The organism is Micromonospora sp. CNZ303 (assembly GCF_004345505.1).
Genome location: NZ_SLVT01000001.1, coordinates 291,551 through 310,303 on the forward strand (window position 1 = coordinate 291,551; position 18,753 = coordinate 310,303).

Sequence of the window (18,753 nt, forward strand, 5' to 3'; positions counted from 1 at the left end):
GTGCCACGCCGGAGCGCCGTACCACGATGGTGGAGCGGCAGGCGACCGGCGCGTACCCGTCACCGTGCCGTCGGTGGTGACGGGGGTGCGACGTGGGCGGTCTCGAACTGATCGTGGTGCTGGGCGTCACGGTGCTGGTCGGCACGACCCTCGGCGGACGGTACAGCGTGGCGCCCCCGGTCCTGCTCATCACGATGGGCGCGCTGCTCGCGCTCCTGCCGCCGCTGTCCCACGTGGTGCTGGAGCCCGACGTGGTGCTGCTGCTGTTCCTGCCGGCGATCCTCTACAAGGAGAGCATCACCACCAGCCTGCGCGAGATCCGCACGAACCTGCTCGCGATCGCGCTGCTCGCGGTGGGGCTGGTGGTGGCGACGATGGTCGCGGTGTCGCTCGTCGTGCAGCGGTTCGGCGTGGAACCGGCCGCCGCCTGGGTGCTCGGCGCGGTGCTCGCGCCGACCGACGCGGCGGCGGTCGCCGGCCTGGCCAAGCGGATGCCGCGCCGGATTCTGACCACCCTGCACGCGGAGAGCCTGATCAACGACGGCACCGCGCTGGTGCTCTTCTCCGTCGGGCTGGGCCTGATCGTGGGCGGCACCGAGCCGGGGCTGCTCGGGCTGACCGAGCGGTTCGTCCTCGCGTCGACCGGTGGCGTCGCCGCCGGCCTGCTGGTCGGCTGGGCGGTGATCCTGCTCCGGCGGCGGCTCGACGATCCGCTGCGCGAGGGCGCGCTGAGCGTCCTCACGCCGTTCGTCGCGTTCCTCCTCGCCGAGCTCGTGCACGCCAGTGGCGTCCTGGCGGTGGTGGTCGCGGGCCTCGTGCTGGCCTACGCGGCCCCCCGGGTCATCCGGGCCCGCTCCCGGGTGCTGGCGTACGGCTTCTGGGACCTCGCCACGTTCCTGATCAACGGCGGGCTGTTCGTGCTCCTGGGGATGCAGATCCCGCGCGCCCTGCGCGACGTGACCAGTCTGTCGGTGATGCGGGCGCTGGTCATCGCGGTGGTGGTGACCGTCGTGGTCGTGCTGACCCGGATGGCGTGGGTCCACCTGGCGGCGTTCGCCTTCCTGGTCGTCGACCGCCGGGCGGCGGAGCAGGACGAGCGGGTCGACTGGCGGGTGCGGACGGCGGCCGGGTGGGCGGGGTTCCGGGGCGCGGTTTCCCTCGCGGCCGCCCTCGCGGTGCCGGTGACCACGCCCACCGGCACACGTGTGCACGAACGTGACCTGATCATCTTCGCCACCGCCGTGGTCATCCTGCTGACGATGCTGATCCAGGGCACCACGCTGCCCGCCGTCGTCGGGTGGGCGGGCCTGGTCGGCGACACCCGGCGGGTCGGCGAGCTGCGGCTGGCACGGACGCGGGCCACCGAGGCCGCGCTGGCGGTGCTGCCCGAGGTCGCGGACCGGCTCGGCGCGACACCGGACGCGGTCGACCGGATCCGGGCGGACTACGAGCAGCACCTCGACGACGTCCGCTCCACCGACGAGGAGAGCCGGTCGGCGGAGCAGGCCCGGGACCTCGACCGGCGGCTGCGGCTGGCCGTGCTCGAACACAAGCGGCGCGAGATCACCAGGCTGCGGGACACGAACGAGATCGACGACATCGTCCTGCGGGAGCTGCAGGCCGTCCTCGACATCGAGGAGATCCGCCTGCTGGGCCCGGAGGTCAACGAGTAGCCGTGGCCGCCCATCGCGCCGGGCGTGCGTGCGTGCCGGCGTGCGGGCGTGCCGGGGCGCACGGGCCTGCCGGTGTGCGGGTCGCGCCGGAGTGCCGGGCGTGTGGGCCCCGCAGGCCGCGCCGACGTGCCGGCACGCAGCCGATCGCTGAGCGGATCCCGTCGCCGGTAACTCATAGTGACGATGCTCGCGAGAGTCCGCTAATGTCACGCACGGTAGTCGAATTTGCCTGGCTTTGGAGCGCGAGCGGCCTCTTTTCAGCGCTTAGCCCTCTGACCAGCGGTTCCTTCTCGCGATCGCCGAGCCGGCCGAATGCCCTCACGCCCCCTTTGCTCTGCAGCCGCCGACGCACCAGCCACCGTCCGTAGCTGGTGCGTGGATGGCTGCAGAGCAAAGGGGGCGAGGTGGGTGCCCGGTGGCGACGGCGTGACACCCCTGGCGATTACCGAAAGTGACATCGGCGGCCGGGCTGCGAACAGGGGGACGTAAAGCAGGGCCGCGAGCAGCCAGGCAGCCACACCGCCAGGCCGCCGCACCGCCGCACCGCTAGGCCGCCGCACCGCTAGGCCGCCAGGCCGCCAGGGCGCCAGGGCGCCAGGCGTCAGCGGCAGAATGCCCTGCGGTTCGACGGCCTCCCGGTCCGTGGCCGGCGGGAGGACCGCCGTGGTCAGGTGCGGCGCAGGATGCGGTACGTGGCGACGCCCCCCGTGCCGAGCGCGGCGAGGAAGACCAGCCAGACGACCGTGCTGCTGACCCCGATCGGTGGGCCGGAGTTGGCGGAGGCGGCGGCGAGCAGGCCGTCGTCGCCGGGGGCGGGTAGGGCGGCCGGCGGCAGTTCCGGCCAGCGCACCAGCCCGGTGCTCTCCAGCATCTGCATGTGGTGCAGGACGAACCGGTTGGCGTCGTCGGCGAGCTTGCGGATCACCGGGTCACGGGTGCTGGCGCGGACCGCCCCGATGACCGGGAAGATCTTGCCGTGGGCGACCCGGAGCCGGGTGACGAAGATCTGGTCGAAGCGGGCGCCGGAGGCGTTCTGCATCTCCGTCAGCCAGCCCTTCTGCTCGGCCGTCGGGTCGCTCGGGATGCTCGCCCCGAGCTTGTTGGCCGCCTCGACCGTGAGCCGGTCCAGTTCCTCGTGCTCGGTGGCGATGCCGGCGCCGATCTCGCGTACCTTCGCGCTCTGCCCCTTGTCGGCAGCCAGTTGCCCGGCTGGCATCTCCCAGAGCCCCGCCAGGCGTACCCCGTTGAGCAGGGCGGCGTCGGCCGCGTTGAGCTGTTGACCGCCCGGCGCGGCGACGGCCACGCCGGGCAGCACCCCGAGCCCGGCGGCGATCGTGACGAGCAGCGCCGCCAGGCGACTGCTGCGGTGTCCCTGTCGGCGACGGGCGGATCTGAGCGGTGTCATGTCCGTGGTGTCTCCTCGGTCCGGTCCGAAACGAGTCCGGGCCGGGCGACGCCTCCGCCTTCGCCCGTCCGCGCACTGGTACGGACGGACCGACCGATCGGTTCACCGGCCCGGCCCGCCGGCGCGGCACCTGTCCACCATTCGTCGGCACGGCACGGCACGGCACGGCACGGCACGCACGGCACGGCACGGGAGGGGACAGGTGGGACGGCCGCCGCACGGGACAGGGCAGGTGGCGGGGCGGGCGGGACAGGTGGGGCGGGGCCGGTCAGCCGACGTCGAGGGGGTCCGCCAGCAGGCGTTCGAAGGCCAGTTCGGCGGCGCCGATCAACGCCGCGTCGTCCCCGAGCTTCGGGGTGCGCAGCCGGACGTGCTCCAGGCAGGCGGGCAGGGCCATCGAGTTGAGCCGGCTGCGGACCTGGGCCGCCGCCGCGAGGTAGAGGTCGCGCATACCGCCGCCGAAGATGACCATCTCCGGGTTGAAGATGTTCACCAGGTTGGCCACCCCGAAGCCGAGCCAGTCGCCGGCCTGGCGTACCGCCGTCTGCGCCCGCAGGTCGCCCCGGTCGGCGGCGTCGAAGACGGCCAGCAACGCGTCGCGGCCCCGCGCGTCGGAGTGGCCGGCCGCGCGCAGCAGCGCGTGCTCGCCGATCTCGGTCTCCCAGCAGCCCCGGGAGCCGCACTCGCAGGGCGCGCCGTCGCGGACGACCACCATGTGGCCGACCTCGCCGCCGTAGCCGCCGTGCCCGGTCAGCCGGCGCCCACCGGCGATGATGCCGGCGCCGACGCCCACGTCCCCGTACAGGTAGATGACGTTGTCGCAGCCGGCCGCCGCGCCCCGGGCGTGCTCGGCGAAGGCCGCCACGTCGGCCACGTTGCCGACCGTGACCGGCACGTCGCAGCCCAGCTCGGCGCCGAGCGCCGCGCCGATCGGCTCGTCCACCCATCCGGTGGTCGGGCCCAGCCGGACCAGCCCGTCGTCGCGGCGGACCATGCCGCAGACCGCAACGCCCGCGCCGACGCAGACGGCGTCCGCCGGCGCGCTCTGCTGCATGTCCTTGACCGCCCCGGCCAGCAGCGGGGCGGCCTCCGCGGCGGTCAGACCCCGGGGGCGGTCCAGCTCCCGGCGGTCGAGCACCGCGCCGCCGAGACCGATCCGCGCGGCGCGCAGCCGGTCCACCTCGATGCTGTACGCGTACGCGTGCACCCGGTCCGACTCGGGCCGGACGACCAGCGACGGTCGCCCGGCCCGGCCGGTCTCCTTCGGCGTCCCCTCGCTGACCAGCCCGGCGCCGGCCAGGTCGGCGGTCAGCGCGCCGATGGTGCTGCGGTTGAGCCCCAGCGTGGTGGTGAGCTCGGCACGGGTGGTGGCCCCGTGCACGTGCACGTACCGCAGCAACGCGCCCAGGTTCTGCCGACGGATCTCGTCCTGGCTCGGTCCTGCGCGCATCGCCGTCGTCACTTCCGGTGCCGGCTGTTCAGCGGTTGCCCGTGGCGGTGGAACGCCGACGGGAGAACGCGTCCACGCTCGCGGCGAGCAACAGCACCACGCCGGTGACCACGTACTTCACCCCCGAGCTGTATTCCATCAGACCCATCCCGTTGTCGATGACCGCGACGACCGCGCCACCGAGGACGGCGTCGAACACCCGACCCTTGCCGCCGAAGAGGCTGGTCCCACCGATGACCGCCGCGCCGACCGCGTAGAGCAGTACGTCACTGCCCCCCGTGTTGGGGTCCACCGAGTTGGCCCGGCTGGCGGCGACGATACCGCCGACGGCCGCCATCGAGGAGCAGATGACGAAGACCGAGATGCGGATGCGGTCCACGTTGATGCCGGCCCGGCGTGCCGCCTCCCTGTTGCCGCCCACAGCGTAGACGTGCCGGCCGTAGCTGGTGCGCTGGAGCACGAAGGTCCAGAAGACCAGCAGCGCCGCGATGATCGGCACCACGATCGGCACGCCCTTGAGCGAGCTGATCACGACGTTGCGGCTGCGCTCCAGGTTGAGGATGAAGACCGCGAGGCCGAGGATGAGAGCCAGCCCGCCGATCCGGGCGAGGACCACCGCGATCGGATCGGTCACCAGGCCCCGGGCGGCCCGCGTACGGTGGCGGAGCAGTTGCACGGCCGCGTAGCCGGCGACCGCCACGGCGGCCAGCAGCCAGCCCAGGACGGGCGGGAGGTTGCGGTTGGCGATGGCCACCAGCACGTCGTCGCGGACGGAGATGTTGGCGCCCTCCTCCATCAGCATCAGCACGATGCCCTGGAAGGCGAGGAACCCGGCGAGGGTCACCACGAAGGACGGGATGCCGATCTTCGCGACCAGGAAGCCGAGGGTGGTGCCGATCACCGCGCCGGTGACGATCGCGGCGAGCACGGCCACGTACCACGGGTAGCCGAGCACGGTGACCACGTTGGCGAGGATGGCGGCGCAGACACCGCTGGCGAAGCCGGCGGAGAGGTCGATCTCGCCGAGCAGCAGGACGAAGACCAGCCCCATCGCGATCAGCGTGACCGCGGCGCCCTGCGTGAACAGGTTGGCGAAGTTGCCGGCGCTGAGGAACGTCGGCTGCATGATCGAGAAGACTGTGCAGAGCACGACCAGGCCGAGTACGGCGGGCAGCGCACCGATGTCGCCGCCGCGGACCCGGCCCACGTAGTTGCGGAGGTGGCTGCCGAACGTGGGCGGCGGTGTGACGGCTGCCGGGCCGTCCTTGTGCACGACGGTGGTGGTCATCGGACGCCTCCTGGGTTGCTGTCGGCCGGCTCCGCGCCGCGCCCGTTGCCGCCGTTGGCCGGCTCGGTGGCGAGCCCGAGCCCGCCGGAGCGGCCGGCGGTGATCAGCTCGACCACCTGCGAGTGGGTGATGTCGGTGGTCTTCACCTGCGCGACCATCTGGCCGAGGTAGAGCGCGGCGACCCGGTCGGAGACGGCGAAGACGTCGTTCATGTTGTGCGAGATGAGCACCACGGCCAGGCCGTTGTCGGCGAGCCGGCGGACCAGTTCGAGCACCTGGGCGGTCTGCGCGACGCCGAGCGCGGCGGTGGGCTCGTCGAGGATGACGAGCCGGCTGTTCCAGAGCACGGCCTTGGCGATCGCCACGGTCTGCCGCTGGCCGCCGGAGAGGCTGGAGACGTGCTGCCGCAGCGACTTCACGGTCCGCACGCTGAGCCCGGCGAGGGTGTCGGCGGCCATCTGCTCCATGGTCGGCTCGTCGAGCACGATGCCGCTGCGCTTCTCCCGGCCGAGGAACATGTTCTGCACGATGTCGAGGTTGTCGCAGAGCGCAAGGTCCTGGTAGACGACCTCGATGCCGAGGGCGGCGGCGTCGCGGGGGCTGTTGATGGTCACCGGCCGGCCGTCGAAGCGGAACTCGCCGGCGTCGGTGGGGTAGATGCCGCTGATGCACTTGACGAGGGTCGACTTGCCGGCGCCGTTGTCGCCTACCAGCGCTGTCACCTCGCCCGCGTGGGCGGAGAAGGCGACGTCGCGCAGGACCTGGACGGGACCGAAGCTCTTGTCGATCCCGTGTAGTTCCAGCAGGGGGGTTGCGGACACGGGGGGTCTCCTTCAGGTGGAGGGGAGGTCTCGGATCCCGTCCGGCGCGAACCGCCGCCCGGCACAGGGTCCGTGCCGGGCGGCGTGCGCGGGGAATCGGGTACGGGTCAGCTGATGCCGGCGTCGGCGCAGAGCTTGGCGTACGCCCCGGCGCAGACCTCGTCCTTGGTGACGAAGCCGTCGGCGATGACGTCCTTGACGTTCTCCTTGAAGATCAACTTCGGGGTCAGCAGGACCGACGGGACGTCCCGGCCGCCCTCCGGGTCCTTGACCGTCTGGCCGGTCTCCTTCTTCTCACCCTTGGCGACCGCGATGGCCAGGTCCGAGGCGGCCTTCGCCTCCTCCCTGATCGCCTTGTAGACGGTCATGCACTGGTCGCCGGAGAGGATGTTCTGCAGGCCCTGCGGGGTGGCGTCCTGGCCGGTCACTGGGACCTTGCCGTTGAGCTTGTTCTTCTTCAGCACCGAGATGGCCGCGTTGCCGAGGCCGTCGTTGGCGGCGAGTACGCCGTCGATCTTGCCGCGCTGCTGGGTGAGCATCTGCTCGAAGATGGTGGCCGCCTGGGCGTTGTCCCATTCCGGCACGTTCTGGTCCGGGCCCTTGGTGTACTCCTTCGAGTCGAACTTCGGCTTGAGCACCGAGTCGTACCCGTTCTTGAACAGGGTGGCGTTGTTGTCGGTGGGGGAGCCGTTGAGATAGGCCACGACCGGGTTCTTGGCGCCCTTGTCGGTCAGGCACTTGCTCAGGCCCTCGCCCTGGAGCTTGCCGACGACCTCGTTGTCGAAGCTGACGTAGTAGGTGGCCGAGCCGCCCAGCGTGAGCCGGTCGTAGTCGATGGTCGCCACGCCCTGGGACTTGGCCTTGTCGAGCACGGCCTTGCCGGTGCCGGAGTCCAGGTTGACGATCATCAGGGCGGTGACGCCCTTGGTGATCATCTGGTCGGCGATGGTCTGGAACGCCGTCTTGTCGCCCTGGGCGTTCTGGATGTCGTAGTCGACGCCGGCGGCCTTGAACGCCTCCTCCAGGAACTTGCGGTCCGCGCCCTCCCAGCGGGCGGAGGATTTGCTGTCCGGCAGGATCACGCCGATCTTCGGCTTCTTCTCGGTGGAGCCGCCGGCATCGGAACCGGAGTCGTCGCCGCAAGCGGTCAGGCCGCCGGCGGCCAGCAGGCCCACGGCGGCGAAGGTGAGGAAGCCCTTGCGCATCAGCAGGGTCCTTTCGGGGGTGGGGGATGATGTTGGTTTGTTGTGTCCGGCAACGTATTCCGGTTCGCGCCGTGGGCACAAGAGCACCGAGGTGGCGAGTTTGTTGTCGGCAGTAACAATTCAGCAACGTCCCTGACACCCGGCTGTCGTGCGCCGGGGAGCGCTCTCTCCCGACCGAGGGGAGCGGCGCAGCTCAGCGGGCCGACAGCGGGGCCATGACCGCCCCGGTGAGGGCGACGAGGTCCTGCGGGGCGAGCTGGAGCTGGAGCCCGCGCCGGCCCGCCGAGACGTAGACGGTGGGATGGTCGAGCGCCGACGAGTCGAGCACCGTGGGCAGCCGCCGGCGCTGGCCGAGCGGGCTGATCCCGCCGCGCACGTAGCCGGTGGCCCGTTCGGCGACCGCCCGGTCGGCCATGGCGGCCCGCTTCCCGCCGACCGCCGCGGCGAGCGCCTTGAGGTCCAGCTCGCCGGTGACCGGCACGACCGCCACCGTCAGCGCACCGTCGACCTCGGCGACCAGCGACTTGAAGACCCGCTCCGGCGGCACCCCCAGGGCCGCCGCGACCAGCGCGCCGTAGTGGGGCGCGTCCGGGGAGACGTCGTACGGATGGGTGCTGTGGGCGATCTTCCGCTTCGTCAGCAGCGCGGTCGCCGGAGTGCCCTGTCCCGCCATGACGGTCAAGCTAACCCGACCCCGTACGACCCGCGAGCCGAAAAGGCCGGCCGCCCCCGCGCGCTACCCGACCGGCCGGCAGACCAGCGCCGTCGGCGCCCCGGCGACCCGGGTCAGCACCAGGCTGGCCGCCTCGTCCCCGGTCAGCCGCAGGTCCCGGCGGAGCTTCTCCGGCTCCAGGGCGGACCCGCGCTTGAGGATCTCCACCCGCCCGACCCGGCGCTCCCGCAGCAGCGCGCGCAGCCGCTTGAGCGAGAACGGCAGCACGTCGGTGACCTCCAGGCAGCGGGCGAACGGCGTCGGCGTCGGCGTGTCCGCGTAGAGGTAGGCGATGCTCGGGTCCGCCAGCGTCGCGCCCAGCGTCTCGGCCAGCTCCGCGACCAGGTGCGCGCGGACCACCGCCGGGTCGGGGTCGTACAGGAAGCGGCGCGCCGGGCCGACCGGTGCCTCGGCGTCCCCGGAGCCCGTCAGCTGATTGCAGGGGACCCTTCCTCTACCGGAAGCGTTAACAGGGGACCCTTCCTTACCGCGCAGCAGGGTGGCGCGGCGGGGGACCTGCGCCAGCTCGCCGCACCACAGGGCCGCCTCGACCAGGTCGCCGTCGACGCTCACCCACTCCGCCTCGGCGCCCGCCGGGACCAGCGCGTGGTCGATGCCGGGCGCCACCTTCACGACGGTGTGCGGCACCCGCTCCGCCAGCCCGACGACGAAGTCCCAGGGCGGCGAGTAGGCGTTCGGGTCGAAGATCCGCCGCCCGGTGCCCGCCTTCCGGCGCGCCGGGTCGCAGAACACCCCGTCGACCCGGTCCACGTCGAACGCCGTGGCGTCGCCGCACTCCACCGTGAACAGCTCGGCCAGCCCGGCCGCCTCGGCGTTCGCGGCGGCCATCGCGGCGGTCAGCGGGTCGGCCTCCACGCCGTACACCCGGATGCCGGCGCGGGCGGCGGCGAGCGCGTCCGCGCCGAGGCCGCAGCCGAGGTCGGCGAGGACGCGCACCCCGGCGGCCCGCAGCCGCTCGGCCCGCCGTGCCGCGACGACGCCCCGCGTGGCCTGCTCCAACCCGGCCCGGGTGAGGAACATCCCGGCCGCCGCCGGCCCGAACTTGCCGACCGCCCGGCGGCGCAGCTCGGCCTGGGTGAGGGCGGCCGACGCCAGGCCGGCCGGCAGCCCCGTCGAGCGGAGCGCGGCCGCCGCGGCCAGCGGATCGCCGCCGGCCACCCGCGCGGCGGCGGCGAGTGCGGCCGACCCCTCGGGCGTACGCAGGGCGGCGAGTTGGTCGAGATCCACCCGGTCATTGTGGTCGGCGGACCCGACGCGCCGGCCGGCGGGTTGGCACTCTCCTTGACGGAGTGCTAGCCGAGGAATAACCTGCGATTAGCACTCTCACCCCGAGGGTGCCAGCTTCCGGGCCTCGTGGCCCGGGCGCTGAACGCCAGGCGGACCGGCACCCGCGACGACGGCCCCGCCCGGTGGCATGTGGCAGATTGACGCCGGTCGGCTCGCCGACCGGTAACGAAACCAGTACCCCAGGAGGGTATGCCCGTGACTACCGCGACCAAGGTTGCGATCAAGCCGCTCGAGGACCGGATCCTGGTCCAGGCGAACGAGGCTGAGACCACCACGGCGTCGGGCATCGTGATCCCCGACACCGCCAAGGAGAAGCCGCAGGAGGGCACCGTCCTCGCTGTCGGCCCGGGCCGGATCGACGACAAGGGCAACCGGATCCCGGTTGACGTCTCCGTCGGCGACACCGTCATCTACTCGAAGTACGGCGGCACCGAGGTCAAGTACGCCGGCGAGGAGTACCTGGTGCTCTCCGCCCGCGACGTCCTCGCGGTCATCGAGAAGTAAGCAACCGATCAGTGTCGTCGCCCCGGTCCGGCTCGCCGGGCCGGGGCGACGACGCTTCGAAGGGACATTCATGGCGAAGATCCTGAGCTTCTCGGACGACGCCCGGCACCTGCTCGAGCACGGTGTCAACGCCCTCGCGGACGCGGTCAAGGTCACCCTCGGCCCGCGCGGGCGCAACGTCGTCCTGGACAAGAAGTTCGGTGTGCCCACGATCACCAACGACGGCGTGACCATCGCCAAGGAGATCGAGCTCACCAACCCCTACGAGAACCTCGGTGCGCAGCTGGTCAAGGAGGTGGCGACCAAGACCAACGACGTCGCCGGCGACGGGACCACCACCGCCACCGTGCTGGCCCAGGCCATGGTCCGCGAGGGCCTGCGCAACGTCACGGCCGGCGCCAACCCGGCCGGCCTCAAGCGGGGCATCGACGCGGCGGCCACCAAGGTCTCCGAGGCGCTGCTCGGCCGCGCCGTCGAGGTCGCCGACAAGAAGTCGATCGCGCACGTCGCGACGATCTCCGCGCAGGACGCCACGATCGGCGAGCTGATCGCCGAGGCGATGGAGAGGGTCGGCCGCGACGGTGTCATCACCGTCGAGGAGGGCTCCGCCCTGCACACCGAGCTGGACGTGACCGAGGGTCTCCAGTTCGACAAGGGCTTCATCTCGCCGAACTTCGTCACCGACATGGAGTCGCAGGAGTCGGTCCTGGAGGACCCGTACATCCTGATCACGACCCAGAAGATCTCGGCGATCGAGGAGCTGCTGCCGCTGCTGGAGAAGGTCCTCCAGAACAGCAAGCCGCTGCTGATCATCGCCGAGGACGTCGACGGCCAGGCGCTGTCGACGCTGGTGGTCAACTCGATCCGCAAGACCCTTAAGGTCTGCGCGGTCAAGGCCCCCGGCTTCGGTGACCGGCGCAAGGCGATGCTCCAGGACATGGCGATCCTCACCGGCGCCGAGCTGGTCGCGCCCGAGCTGGGCTACAAGCTCGACCAGGTGGGCCTGGAGGTGCTCGGCACCGCCCGGCGCGTCGTGGTCGACAAGGAGAACACCACGGTCGTCGACGGCGGCGGCAAGTCGAGCGAGGTCGCCGACCGGGTCGCGCAGATCCGCAAGGAGATCGAGGCCTCGGACTCCGACTGGGACCGGGAGAAGCTCGCCGAGCGGCTGGCCAAGCTGTCCGGCGGCATCGCGGTCATCAAGGTCGGCGCCGCGACCGAGGTCGAGATGAAGGAGCGCAAGCACCGCATCGAGGACGCGATCGCCGCGACCAAGGCCGCGGTCGAGGAGGGCACCGTCCCCGGCGGCGGCGCCGCCCTGGTGCAGATCCTGCCGGCGCTCGACGACGATCTCGGCTTCACCGGTGACGAGAAGGTCGGCGTCTCGATCGTGCGCAAGGCGCTGGTCGAGCCGCTGCGCTGGATCGCCCAGAACGCCGGCCACGACGGCTACGTCGTCGTGAACAAGGTGGCCGGCAAGGAGTGGGGCCACGGCCTCGACGCCGCCACCGGCGAGTACGTCGACCTGGCGAAGTCCGGCATCGTCGACCCGGTGAAGGTGACCCGTAACGCGGTCACCAACGCGGCGTCGATCGCCGGCCTGCTGCTCACCACGGAGAGCCTCGTGGTGGAGAAGCCGGAGAAGGCCGAGCCGGCCGCCGCCGGTGGGCACGGCCACAGCCACGGCCACGGCCACCAGCACGGCCCGGGCTTCTGACCCTCGCCGTACGCCCAGTCGGGGCGCACCGTCCGTGTGACGGTGCGCCCCGACGCCTTTCGGCGGGCCGGGGGCGTGACCGTCGGCTGGCCGGTGCGTCGCGAACCCGGGCGGGAACGCCGCGACGCCGCGTCCCCGGGCGGGGACGCGGCGTCGGTGTGGTCTCTCGAGGAGGTCGCCGGCTCAGGCGATCTTGCGCTGGGCGGGGACGGTCGACCGGTGCGGCTGGCCCAGGCGGGCCTCCAGTCGGGCCACGTCGACCCGGCTCTGGCGGCGGTCGGCCAGGTCCTCCCAGCCGACGGCGAGCAGCCGCAGCCGCTCCGACTCGCTGAAGCCGCCCCAGACGCCGTACGGCTCGCGCACGGCGAGGGCGTGGGCGGCGCACTCGGCCCGCACCGGGCAGGCGCGGCAGACGGCCTTCGCGCCGGACTCCCGGCGCAGGCGGGACGAGCCACGCTCGCCGTCCGGGTGGAAGAACTGCGCGCTGTCCCGGCCCCGGCAGGCACCGAGCCGCTGCCAGTCCCAGAGGTCGACGATGGGTCCGGGCAGTCTGCGTACGTTCGACATCAGCACCCCTCCTCCCGCGCGGCACCGCGCAGATCCTGGTGAATCGGCGTCCGGGCGACGGTCCGCGCAGGCGCGCCGTTTCCGGCCTGGGACCTCCGTACCCGGGCCGTTGCCGGCTCACACACCTGTGATCGAAAACTTCCGGCAACTAGCGGCATATGCCCCACTTGTCGGAAAAGTTCGGAGGATTACCCGAACCCCCTCGCGACCCGACCCGGTCATGGTCTGCTCTTGGACGGAGAGGAGACCACTGTGCGTACGGTTCTCGTGTGCGTTCGGACACCGCTCGCGGCGCAGCATCTGGCGTCCGCGGCGGCACGGCTCGGGCTGTCCGCCGTGGTGCGGACGGCTGTCTCCGATCCCGAGGTGATGTTGCGGCTGGCCGAGCGCCCGGCCGACGTGGTGCTCGCGGACACGGCCCTCACCCGGCCGGACAGCGCGGGCTTCGTCCGACGGGTGCTCGCCCGCGCGCCGCAGGCCTCCGTGCTGCTGCTCGGCACGGAGGAGTCGGAGGCCGCCGCGGCCACCATCAGCGCGGGTGCCCGGGGCCTCATCCAGGGCGTCGACCAGGACCTGACCAGCGCGGTGGCCAAGGCCCTGCTGCTGCTCTCCTCGCCCGGCCGGGCGGCCCGACGCCCAGCCACCGACCCGGCCCGGGACACCGCTGCGGTCGGCGGTCCCGCCCGTACCGGCCCGGCCGGCCGGCCGCCGGCCGAACCGGGGTCCGGCTGGCCGGCGACGGGCCCCGACGGCCCGGGCGGCACCCCGACGGTGGTGCCGGCGCAGCGCGGCGACGACCCGGCTGAGCCCGCCGACGAGCCGGCCGAGGCCACGCCCCCCGGGCGGCGTTCCGGGCCCGGCCCGCGCGGCGGCCGGTCCCAGGCCGGGCTCACCGAACGCGAACTCCAGGTGCTGCTGGGCATGGCGGAGGGCAAGAGCAACGCCGAGATCGGCCGGGAGCTGTTCGTCTCGGAGGACACCGTGAAGACCCACGCCCGGCGGCTGTTCCGCAAGCTCGGCGCGCGGGACCGCGCGCACGCGGTGGCGGCCGGCTTCCGCGCCGGCCTGGTGGCCTGAACCGCACCCCGGCCGTACGGCCGCCCGGGACGCCTCGGGGCGCGGAGCGGGCCGGGACGCCTCGGCGCGCGGTACGGCCGGCCGGAAGGCCTCGGCGCGCGGAGCCGGGGCGGGTGGCCCGGGCCTGCCGGTGCGGCCCCGGCCCGCCTCAGCGTTCGGCGTCGGGTTCCTCGTCGGCGCCCTCGGTCAGGGTGTCGTGCACCCCGTCGGCGTAGCCACGGGCGTAGTCCCAGGTGACGTAGTGGTCCGGGTCCGGGTCGTAGGCCGGCTCGTGCACCCGGGGGCGCCCCGAGCTGAGCAGGTGGCGCAGGTTGCCCCGCAGCAGGTCCCAGTCGAAGTAGTGCGGCTCCCGGCAGTCCTCGCACTCGATGACCAGCCCGCGCACCCCGATCGGCGCCAGCAGCGCCTGGTAGATCTCCAGGTCGGCGAGATCCTCCAGCACGTCCTGACGCTCGACGTCGGTCAGCGGGTCGAGCGGGGCGTCGTCGCCCGGATCGTGCAGGCCGGCGGCCGGATCGGCCGGGTCGCCGTTGAAGGGGTCGATGGGCTCGTCGTGCACCCCCTCACCGTAGACCCAACGCCAGGGCCGCGTCCGCCCCCGCCACCGGTGAGCTGGGCTGCCACCGCCCGGGGACGGCCCGTGCCGGTGGGTACGATGGGACGACGCGCCCGTCACCCGGCGTGTGCCGGTGCCCGCCCGCGCCACCTCGCTGAAGCCCGTCCGAGCAGCTCAGGGGAGCAATCGTGGAATTTTCGCCCAGCACCGATCTACCGGCCGGCGCCGACAGCGGCGAGCTGGGCGGCCACCTGCCGGAGCTGCCTGCCGGCTCCGCCCGGGTGGTTCCACTCGGGTTGACCTTCGACGACGTGCTGCTCCAGCCGGGCGAGTCGGACGTCGTGCCCAGCCGGGTCAACACGGTGACGAAGCTGACCCGCAACATCAGCCTGAGCATCCCGCTGCTCTCCAGCGCGATGGACACGGTGACCGAGGCCCGGATGGCGATCGCCATGGCCCGCCAGGGCGGCATCGGCGTGCTGCACCGCAACCTCTCCCTGGAGGACCAGGCGCTCCAGGTCGACCTGGTGAAGCGCTCCGAGTCCGGCATGATCACCAACCCGGTGACCGCCAGCCCCGACGACACCCTGCGCGACGTCGACGCCCTCTGCGGGCGTTACCGCATCTCCGGGGTGCCCGTCGTGGACGGCGAGGGCCAGCTCGTCGGCATCGTCACCAACCGCGACATGCGCTTCGTCTCCGACCCGGCCACCCCGGTCCACCAGATCATGACCCGCACCCCGCTGGTCACCGCCCCGGTCGGGGTGCGCAAGGAGGACGCGCTCGACCTGCTGCGCCAGCACAAGGTCGAGAAGCTGCCGATCGTCGACGACTCGGGCCGGCTGCGCGGCCTGATCACGGTCAAGGACTTCACCAAGAGCGAGCAGTACCCGAACGCCACCAAGGACGACGCCGGCCGGCTGCGGGTCGCCGCCGCCATCGGGGTGGGCGACGACGCCTACAAGCGGGCGCGGGCACTGGTGGACGCGGGCGTCGACGTGCTGATCGTGGACACCGCGCACGGCCACCAGCGGGCGGTGCTGGAGATGGTCGCCCAGCTCAAGAAGGACGTCACCATCGACATCGTCGGCGGCAACGTCGCCACCTACGCCGGCGCCCGGGCGCTGGTCGAGGCGGGCGCCGACGGCGTGAAGGTCGGCGTCGGGCCGGGCGCGATCTGCACCACCCGGATCGTCGCCGGGGTGGGCGTACCGCAGATCACCGCGATCATGGAGGCCGCGCGGGCCGCGCGGCCGGCCGGCGTCCCGGTCATCGGCGACGGCGGCATCCAATACTCGGGCGACATCGCCAAGGCGCTCGTCGCGGGCGCCGACACGGTGATGCTCGGCAGCCTGCTGGCCGGCTGCGAGGAGAGCCCCGGCGAGCTGATCTTCATCAACGGCAAGCAGTACAAGGCCTACCGGGGCATGGGCTCGCTCGGCGCGATGCAGTCCCGGGGCCAGGCCAAGTCCTACTCCAAGGACCGCTACTTCCAGCAGGACGTGCTCGCCGAGGACAAGCTGGTCCCCGAGGGCGTGGAGGGCCAGGTGCCCTACCGGGGCCCGCTGTCCGCGGTCGCCCACCAGCTCACCGGTGGGCTGCGCGCGGCGATGGGGTACGTCGGCGCGGAGAGCATCCCCGAGCTGCACCGCCGCGGTCAGCTCATCCGGATCACGGCGGCGGGGCTCAAGGAGAGCCACCCGCACGACATCCAGATGACGGTCGAGGCTCCCAACTACCACTCCCGCTGACCATCCCCCTGCGACAACTGGAGTCCCCCATGCGTGACGTGGTCGAGATCGGGCTGGGCAAGACCGCGCAGCGCGGTTACCACCTGGACGACATCGCCATCGTGCCGAGCCGCCGGACCCGGGACGTCGACGACGTCTCCACCGCCTGGCAGCTCGACGCGTACCAGTTCGGCATCCCCTGCGTCGGGCACCCGTCGGACGCGACGATGAGCCCGGCCTCCGCCGTCCGGCTCGGCCAGCTCGGCGGCCTCGGCGTGCTCAACGTCGAGGGCCTGTGGACCCGCTACGAGAACCCGACCAAGGTCCTGGAGGAGCTGGCCGGGCTCGACGAGGACGCCCGCGCCACCAAGCGGCTCCAGGAGGTCTACGCGGAGCCGATCCGCCCCGACCTGATCGCCGAGCGGGTCCGCGAGCTGCGCGCCGGCGGCGGCACGGTGGCGGTGCGGGTCTCCCCGCAGCACACCCTGGCCCTGGCCCCGGTGATCCTCGACGCCGGCGTCGACATCCTCGTCATCCAGGGCACCATCGTCTCCGCCGAGCACGTCTCGACCACCGACGAGCCGCTCAACCTCAAGGAGTTCATCGCCGACCTGGACCTCCCGGTCGTCGTCGGCGGCTGCACCGACTACAAGACCGCGCTGCACCTGATGCGTACGGGGGCGGCCGGCGTCATCGTCGGCATCGGCGGCGACGAGTGGTCCACCACCGAGTCGGTGCTGGGCATCCGGGTGCCGATGGCGACCGCGATCGCCGACGCGGCGGCGGCCCGCCGGGACTACCTCGACGAGACCGGCGGCCGGTACGTGCACCTGATCGCCGACGGCGACATCCAGACCTCGGGCGACATCGCCAAGGCGCTCGGCTGCGGCGCCGACGCGGTGATGCTCGGCGAGCCGCTGTCGCTCTGCGCCGAGGCGCCGGCCGGTGGCGCCTGGTGGCACTCCGCCGCCAGCCACCCGTCGCTGCCCCGGGGCGCGTTCGAGACCGCCGGCGAGCCGCTCGGCTCGATGGAGCAGCTGCTCTTCGGCCCGGCCGACGAGCCGGACGGCCAGCTCAACCTCTTCGGTGGCCTGCGCCGTGCGATGGCCAAGTGCGGCTACCGCGACCTGAAGGAGTTCCAGAAGGTCGGCCTGGTCCTCGACCGCTGACCTGCGCAAGCAGCACCACCCGCACCGGCCGCGCCGATAGGCTCGGCCGGTGCGTCGTACCCGCCGTCGGATCCGCCCCGCGCTCGCCGTCGCCGTCGTCGCGGCCCTGGTGTTCGCGGCCTGCACCGACGGCGGCGACGAGCGGGGCGGCTTCCGGCCCGCGGCGGCCGACCTTGGCGACCCGTACGTCCCGGGGGCCGGCAACGGCGGCTACGACGTCGCGGGCTACCGGCTCGCGGTCCGCTACGACCCGGCGACCGACCGGCTCGCCGGGCGGGCCGCGCTGACGGCCACCGCGACCAGCGGGCTGTCCCGGTTCAACCTGGACCTTGCCGGGCTGGACGTGTCGCGGGTGGCCGTCGACGGCCGACCGGCCGGATCCGCCCGCGACGGCGACGAACTGGTGGTCACCCCGCGCGACGGCCTTCCCCGGGGCGCCCGGTTCGTCGTCGAGGTGGACTACTCCGGCGTGCCGGCGGCCAGGGCCGACGGGCAGCTCGGTAGCGGCGGCTTCCTGCACACCGACGACGGCGCGATCGCCCTCGGCCAGCCCTGGTCGGCGGCCACCTGGTTCCCGGTCAACGACCACCCGTCCGACAAGGCCACGTACGACATCGAGGTGACCGTCCCGGACGGGCTGGCCGCGCTGAGCAACGGGGTGCCGGGGGAGCGGACCAGCGCCGGCGGCTGGACCACCTGGCGCTGGGCCGAGCGGTCACCGATGGCCAGCTACCTGACGACCCTGGTGATCGGCGACTACCGGGTGCGTAGCGGCACGCACGCCGGTAGACCGATGGTCACGGCGGTGCCGGCGAGCCTGCCGGAGAACGGGCCGGAGGCCGCCTCGCTGGCCCGCACCGGCGAGATCGCCGACTTCCTGGCCAGCCGCTTCGGGCCGTACCCGTTCGACTCCTACGGGGGCGTCGTGGTCACCGACGCCCGGATCGGCTACGCGCTGGAGACCCAGTCCCGGCCGGTCTACGGGCCGGGCTTCTTCCGTGGCGGGCGACCCAACCCGGGGGTGGTCGCGCACGAGCTGGCCCACCAGTGGTTCGGCAACAGCGTGGCGCTGAGCCGGTGGAGCGACATCTGGCTCAACGAGGGCTTCGCCAGCTACGCGGAGTGGCTGTGGGAGGAGCACGACGGCGGTCGCACCGCGCAGCGCAACTTCGAGCTGGAGTACGCCGCGACCGACTGGTCCCGGCCGTCCGTCGACCCCGGACGGTCCCGGTTGTTCGGCGCGGCCGTCTACAAGCGCGGCGCGCTCGCCGTGCACGCGCTGCGCCGCACGGTCGGCGACGAGACGTTCTTCCGCGTCCTGCGGACCTGGACGGCCGAGCGGCGCGACGGCAACGCCACCACCGACGACCTGATCGCCCTGGCCGAGCGGGTCGCCGGCAGGCCCCTGCGCCCGTTCTTCGACGCCTGGCTCGTCGGCGGGAGCGCCCCCGCCCTGCCCTGACGCGGCTCCCCGTCGGCGCTCGGTAGGCTGCGGCCGGACCCGGCGCGGCACCGCCTGCCCGGCCGCCCCGTGCGGCGGGGCCGGCGGCACCGGCCGGCGCGGGTCCACC

16 protein-coding genes are annotated in these 18,753 nt (G+C 73.0%); 7 read left to right on the forward strand and 9 right to left on the reverse strand.

The window, feature by feature from the left end; translation table 11 throughout:
* Positions 1-92: 92 nt before the first annotated feature.
* The gene (locus tag EV374_RS01475; protein WP_132230951.1) at positions 93-1,673 is read left to right on the forward strand and encodes a Na+/H+ antiporter; all 1,581 of its coding nucleotides are present in this window, start codon (positions 93-95) and stop codon (positions 1,671-1,673) included.
* 667 nt (positions 1,674-2,340) lie between these two features.
* Here the strand turns inward: EV374_RS01475 and EV374_RS01480 are convergent.
* From EV374_RS01480 to EV374_RS01510, 7 genes are all read right to left on the reverse strand, one after another.
* Positions 2,341-3,078 (reverse strand): DUF4142 domain-containing protein, encoded by a 738-nt coding sequence (locus tag EV374_RS01480; RefSeq protein ID WP_132230952.1) that lies wholly within the window; start codon positions 3,076-3,078, stop codon positions 2,341-2,343.
* A gap of 268 nt (positions 3,079-3,346) precedes the next feature.
* Positions 3,347-4,528: an ROK family protein gene (locus EV374_RS01485; protein WP_132230953.1), complete on the reverse strand. Its 1,182-nt coding sequence runs from the start codon at positions 4,526-4,528 to the stop codon at positions 3,347-3,349.
* A 28-nt stretch (positions 4,529-4,556) separates the two neighbouring features.
* On the reverse strand, positions 4,557-5,816 hold the full coding sequence (locus EV374_RS01490; RefSeq protein WP_132230954.1) for an ABC transporter permease subunit: 1,260 nt from the start codon (positions 5,814-5,816) through the stop codon (positions 4,557-4,559).
* A complete protein-coding gene (locus EV374_RS01495; protein ID WP_132230955.1) occupies positions 5,813-6,637 on the reverse strand; it encodes an ATP-binding cassette domain-containing protein in 825 nt (274 codons plus the stop codon). Before EV374_RS01495 ends, EV374_RS01490 begins: the two co-directional genes overlap by 4 nt.
* A gap of 107 nt (positions 6,638-6,744) precedes the next feature.
* The gene (locus tag EV374_RS01500) at positions 6,745-7,842 is read right to left on the reverse strand and encodes an ABC transporter substrate-binding protein (RefSeq protein ID WP_132230956.1); all 1,098 of its coding nucleotides are present in this window, start codon (positions 7,840-7,842) and stop codon (positions 6,745-6,747) included.
* Positions 7,843-8,035: 193 nt separating this feature from the next.
* Entirely contained in the window at positions 8,036-8,515 is a 480-nt protein-coding gene (ybaK, locus tag EV374_RS01505) for a Cys-tRNA(Pro) deacylase (protein ID WP_132230957.1), read from the reverse strand.
* Positions 8,516-8,578: 63 nt separating this feature from the next.
* Positions 8,579-9,802, reverse strand: a complete 1,224-nt coding sequence (locus EV374_RS01510) for a THUMP-like domain-containing protein (RefSeq protein ID WP_132230958.1) — start codon at positions 9,800-9,802, stop codon at positions 8,579-8,581.
* A 249-nt stretch (positions 9,803-10,051) separates the two neighbouring features.
* Between EV374_RS01510 and groES the strand changes: the two genes are divergently transcribed.
* Positions 10,052-10,366 (forward strand): co-chaperone GroES, encoded by a 315-nt coding sequence (gene groES, locus EV374_RS01515; protein WP_121399825.1) that lies wholly within the window; start codon positions 10,052-10,054, stop codon positions 10,364-10,366.
* Positions 10,367-10,436: 70 nt separating this feature from the next.
* Positions 10,437-12,083, forward strand: a complete 1,647-nt coding sequence (gene groL / locus EV374_RS01520; protein WP_132230959.1) for a chaperonin GroEL — start codon at positions 10,437-10,439, stop codon at positions 12,081-12,083.
* Positions 12,084-12,266: 183 nt separating this feature from the next.
* On the opposite strand, the gene EV374_RS01525 is transcribed toward groL, so the two are convergent.
* Positions 12,267-12,650 (reverse strand): WhiB family transcriptional regulator, encoded by a 384-nt coding sequence (locus EV374_RS01525; protein ID WP_089003203.1) that lies wholly within the window; start codon positions 12,648-12,650, stop codon positions 12,267-12,269.
* Positions 12,651-12,902: 252 nt separating this feature from the next.
* Here EV374_RS01525 and EV374_RS01530 point away from each other — a divergent pair, with 252 nt between their 5' ends.
* Complete coding sequence (locus EV374_RS01530; RefSeq protein ID WP_132230960.1) at positions 12,903-13,727, forward strand: LuxR C-terminal-related transcriptional regulator; 825 nt, start codon at positions 12,903-12,905, stop codon at positions 13,725-13,727.
* A 148-nt stretch (positions 13,728-13,875) separates the two neighbouring features.
* On the opposite strand, the gene EV374_RS01535 is transcribed toward EV374_RS01530, so the two are convergent.
* Positions 13,876-14,286 (reverse strand): DUF5319 domain-containing protein, encoded by a 411-nt coding sequence (locus EV374_RS01535; RefSeq protein WP_132230961.1) that lies wholly within the window; start codon positions 14,284-14,286, stop codon positions 13,876-13,878.
* 185 nt (positions 14,287-14,471) lie between these two features.
* On the opposite strand from EV374_RS01535, the gene guaB reads away from it, so the two are divergent.
* Genes guaB through EV374_RS01550 form a run of 3 tightly spaced genes read left to right on the forward strand, consistent with a single transcriptional unit; the run spans position 14,472 to position 18,644 of the window.
* Complete coding sequence (guaB, locus tag EV374_RS01540; RefSeq protein ID WP_132230962.1) at positions 14,472-16,034, forward strand: IMP dehydrogenase; 1,563 nt, start codon at positions 14,472-14,474, stop codon at positions 16,032-16,034.
* Between the two features lie 29 nt (positions 16,035-16,063).
* Complete coding sequence (locus EV374_RS01545) at positions 16,064-17,182, forward strand: GuaB3 family IMP dehydrogenase-related protein (RefSeq protein WP_132230963.1); 1,119 nt, start codon at positions 16,064-16,066, stop codon at positions 17,180-17,182.
* A 49-nt stretch (positions 17,183-17,231) separates the two neighbouring features.
* Positions 17,232-18,644 (forward strand): M1 family metallopeptidase, encoded by a 1,413-nt coding sequence (locus EV374_RS01550; protein WP_132230964.1) that lies wholly within the window; start codon positions 17,232-17,234, stop codon positions 18,642-18,644.
* The last annotated feature ends 109 nt before the right edge of the window (positions 18,645-18,753 follow it).

Excerpts from the sequence above, each read along its gene's own strand:
- ybaK (WP_132230957.1), bottom strand. The coding sequence starts at position 8,515 with ATGGCGGGACAGGGCACTCCGGCGACCGCGCTGCTGACGAAGCGGAAG.
- EV374_RS01480 (WP_132230952.1), bottom strand. The coding sequence starts at position 3,078 with ATGACACCGCTCAGATCCGCCCGTCGCCGACAGGGACACCGCAGCAGT.
- groES (WP_121399825.1), top strand. The coding sequence starts at position 10,052 with ATGCCCGTGACTACCGCGACCAAGGTTGCGATCAAGCCGCTCGAGGAC.
- groL (WP_132230959.1), top strand. The coding sequence starts at position 10,437 with ATGGCGAAGATCCTGAGCTTCTCGGACGACGCCCGGCACCTGCTCGAG.
- EV374_RS01545 (WP_132230963.1), top strand. The coding sequence starts at position 16,064 with ATGCGTGACGTGGTCGAGATCGGGCTGGGCAAGACCGCGCAGCGCGGT.
- EV374_RS01525 (WP_089003203.1), bottom strand. The coding sequence starts at position 12,650 with ATGTCGAACGTACGCAGACTGCCCGGACCCATCGTCGACCTCTGGGAC.
- EV374_RS01500 (WP_132230956.1), bottom strand. The coding sequence starts at position 7,842 with ATGCGCAAGGGCTTCCTCACCTTCGCCGCCGTGGGCCTGCTGGCCGCC.
- EV374_RS01490 (WP_132230954.1), bottom strand. The coding sequence starts at position 5,816 with ATGACCACCACCGTCGTGCACAAGGACGGCCCGGCAGCCGTCACACCG.
- EV374_RS01485 (WP_132230953.1), bottom strand. The coding sequence starts at position 4,528 with ATGCGCGCAGGACCGAGCCAGGACGAGATCCGTCGGCAGAACCTGGGC.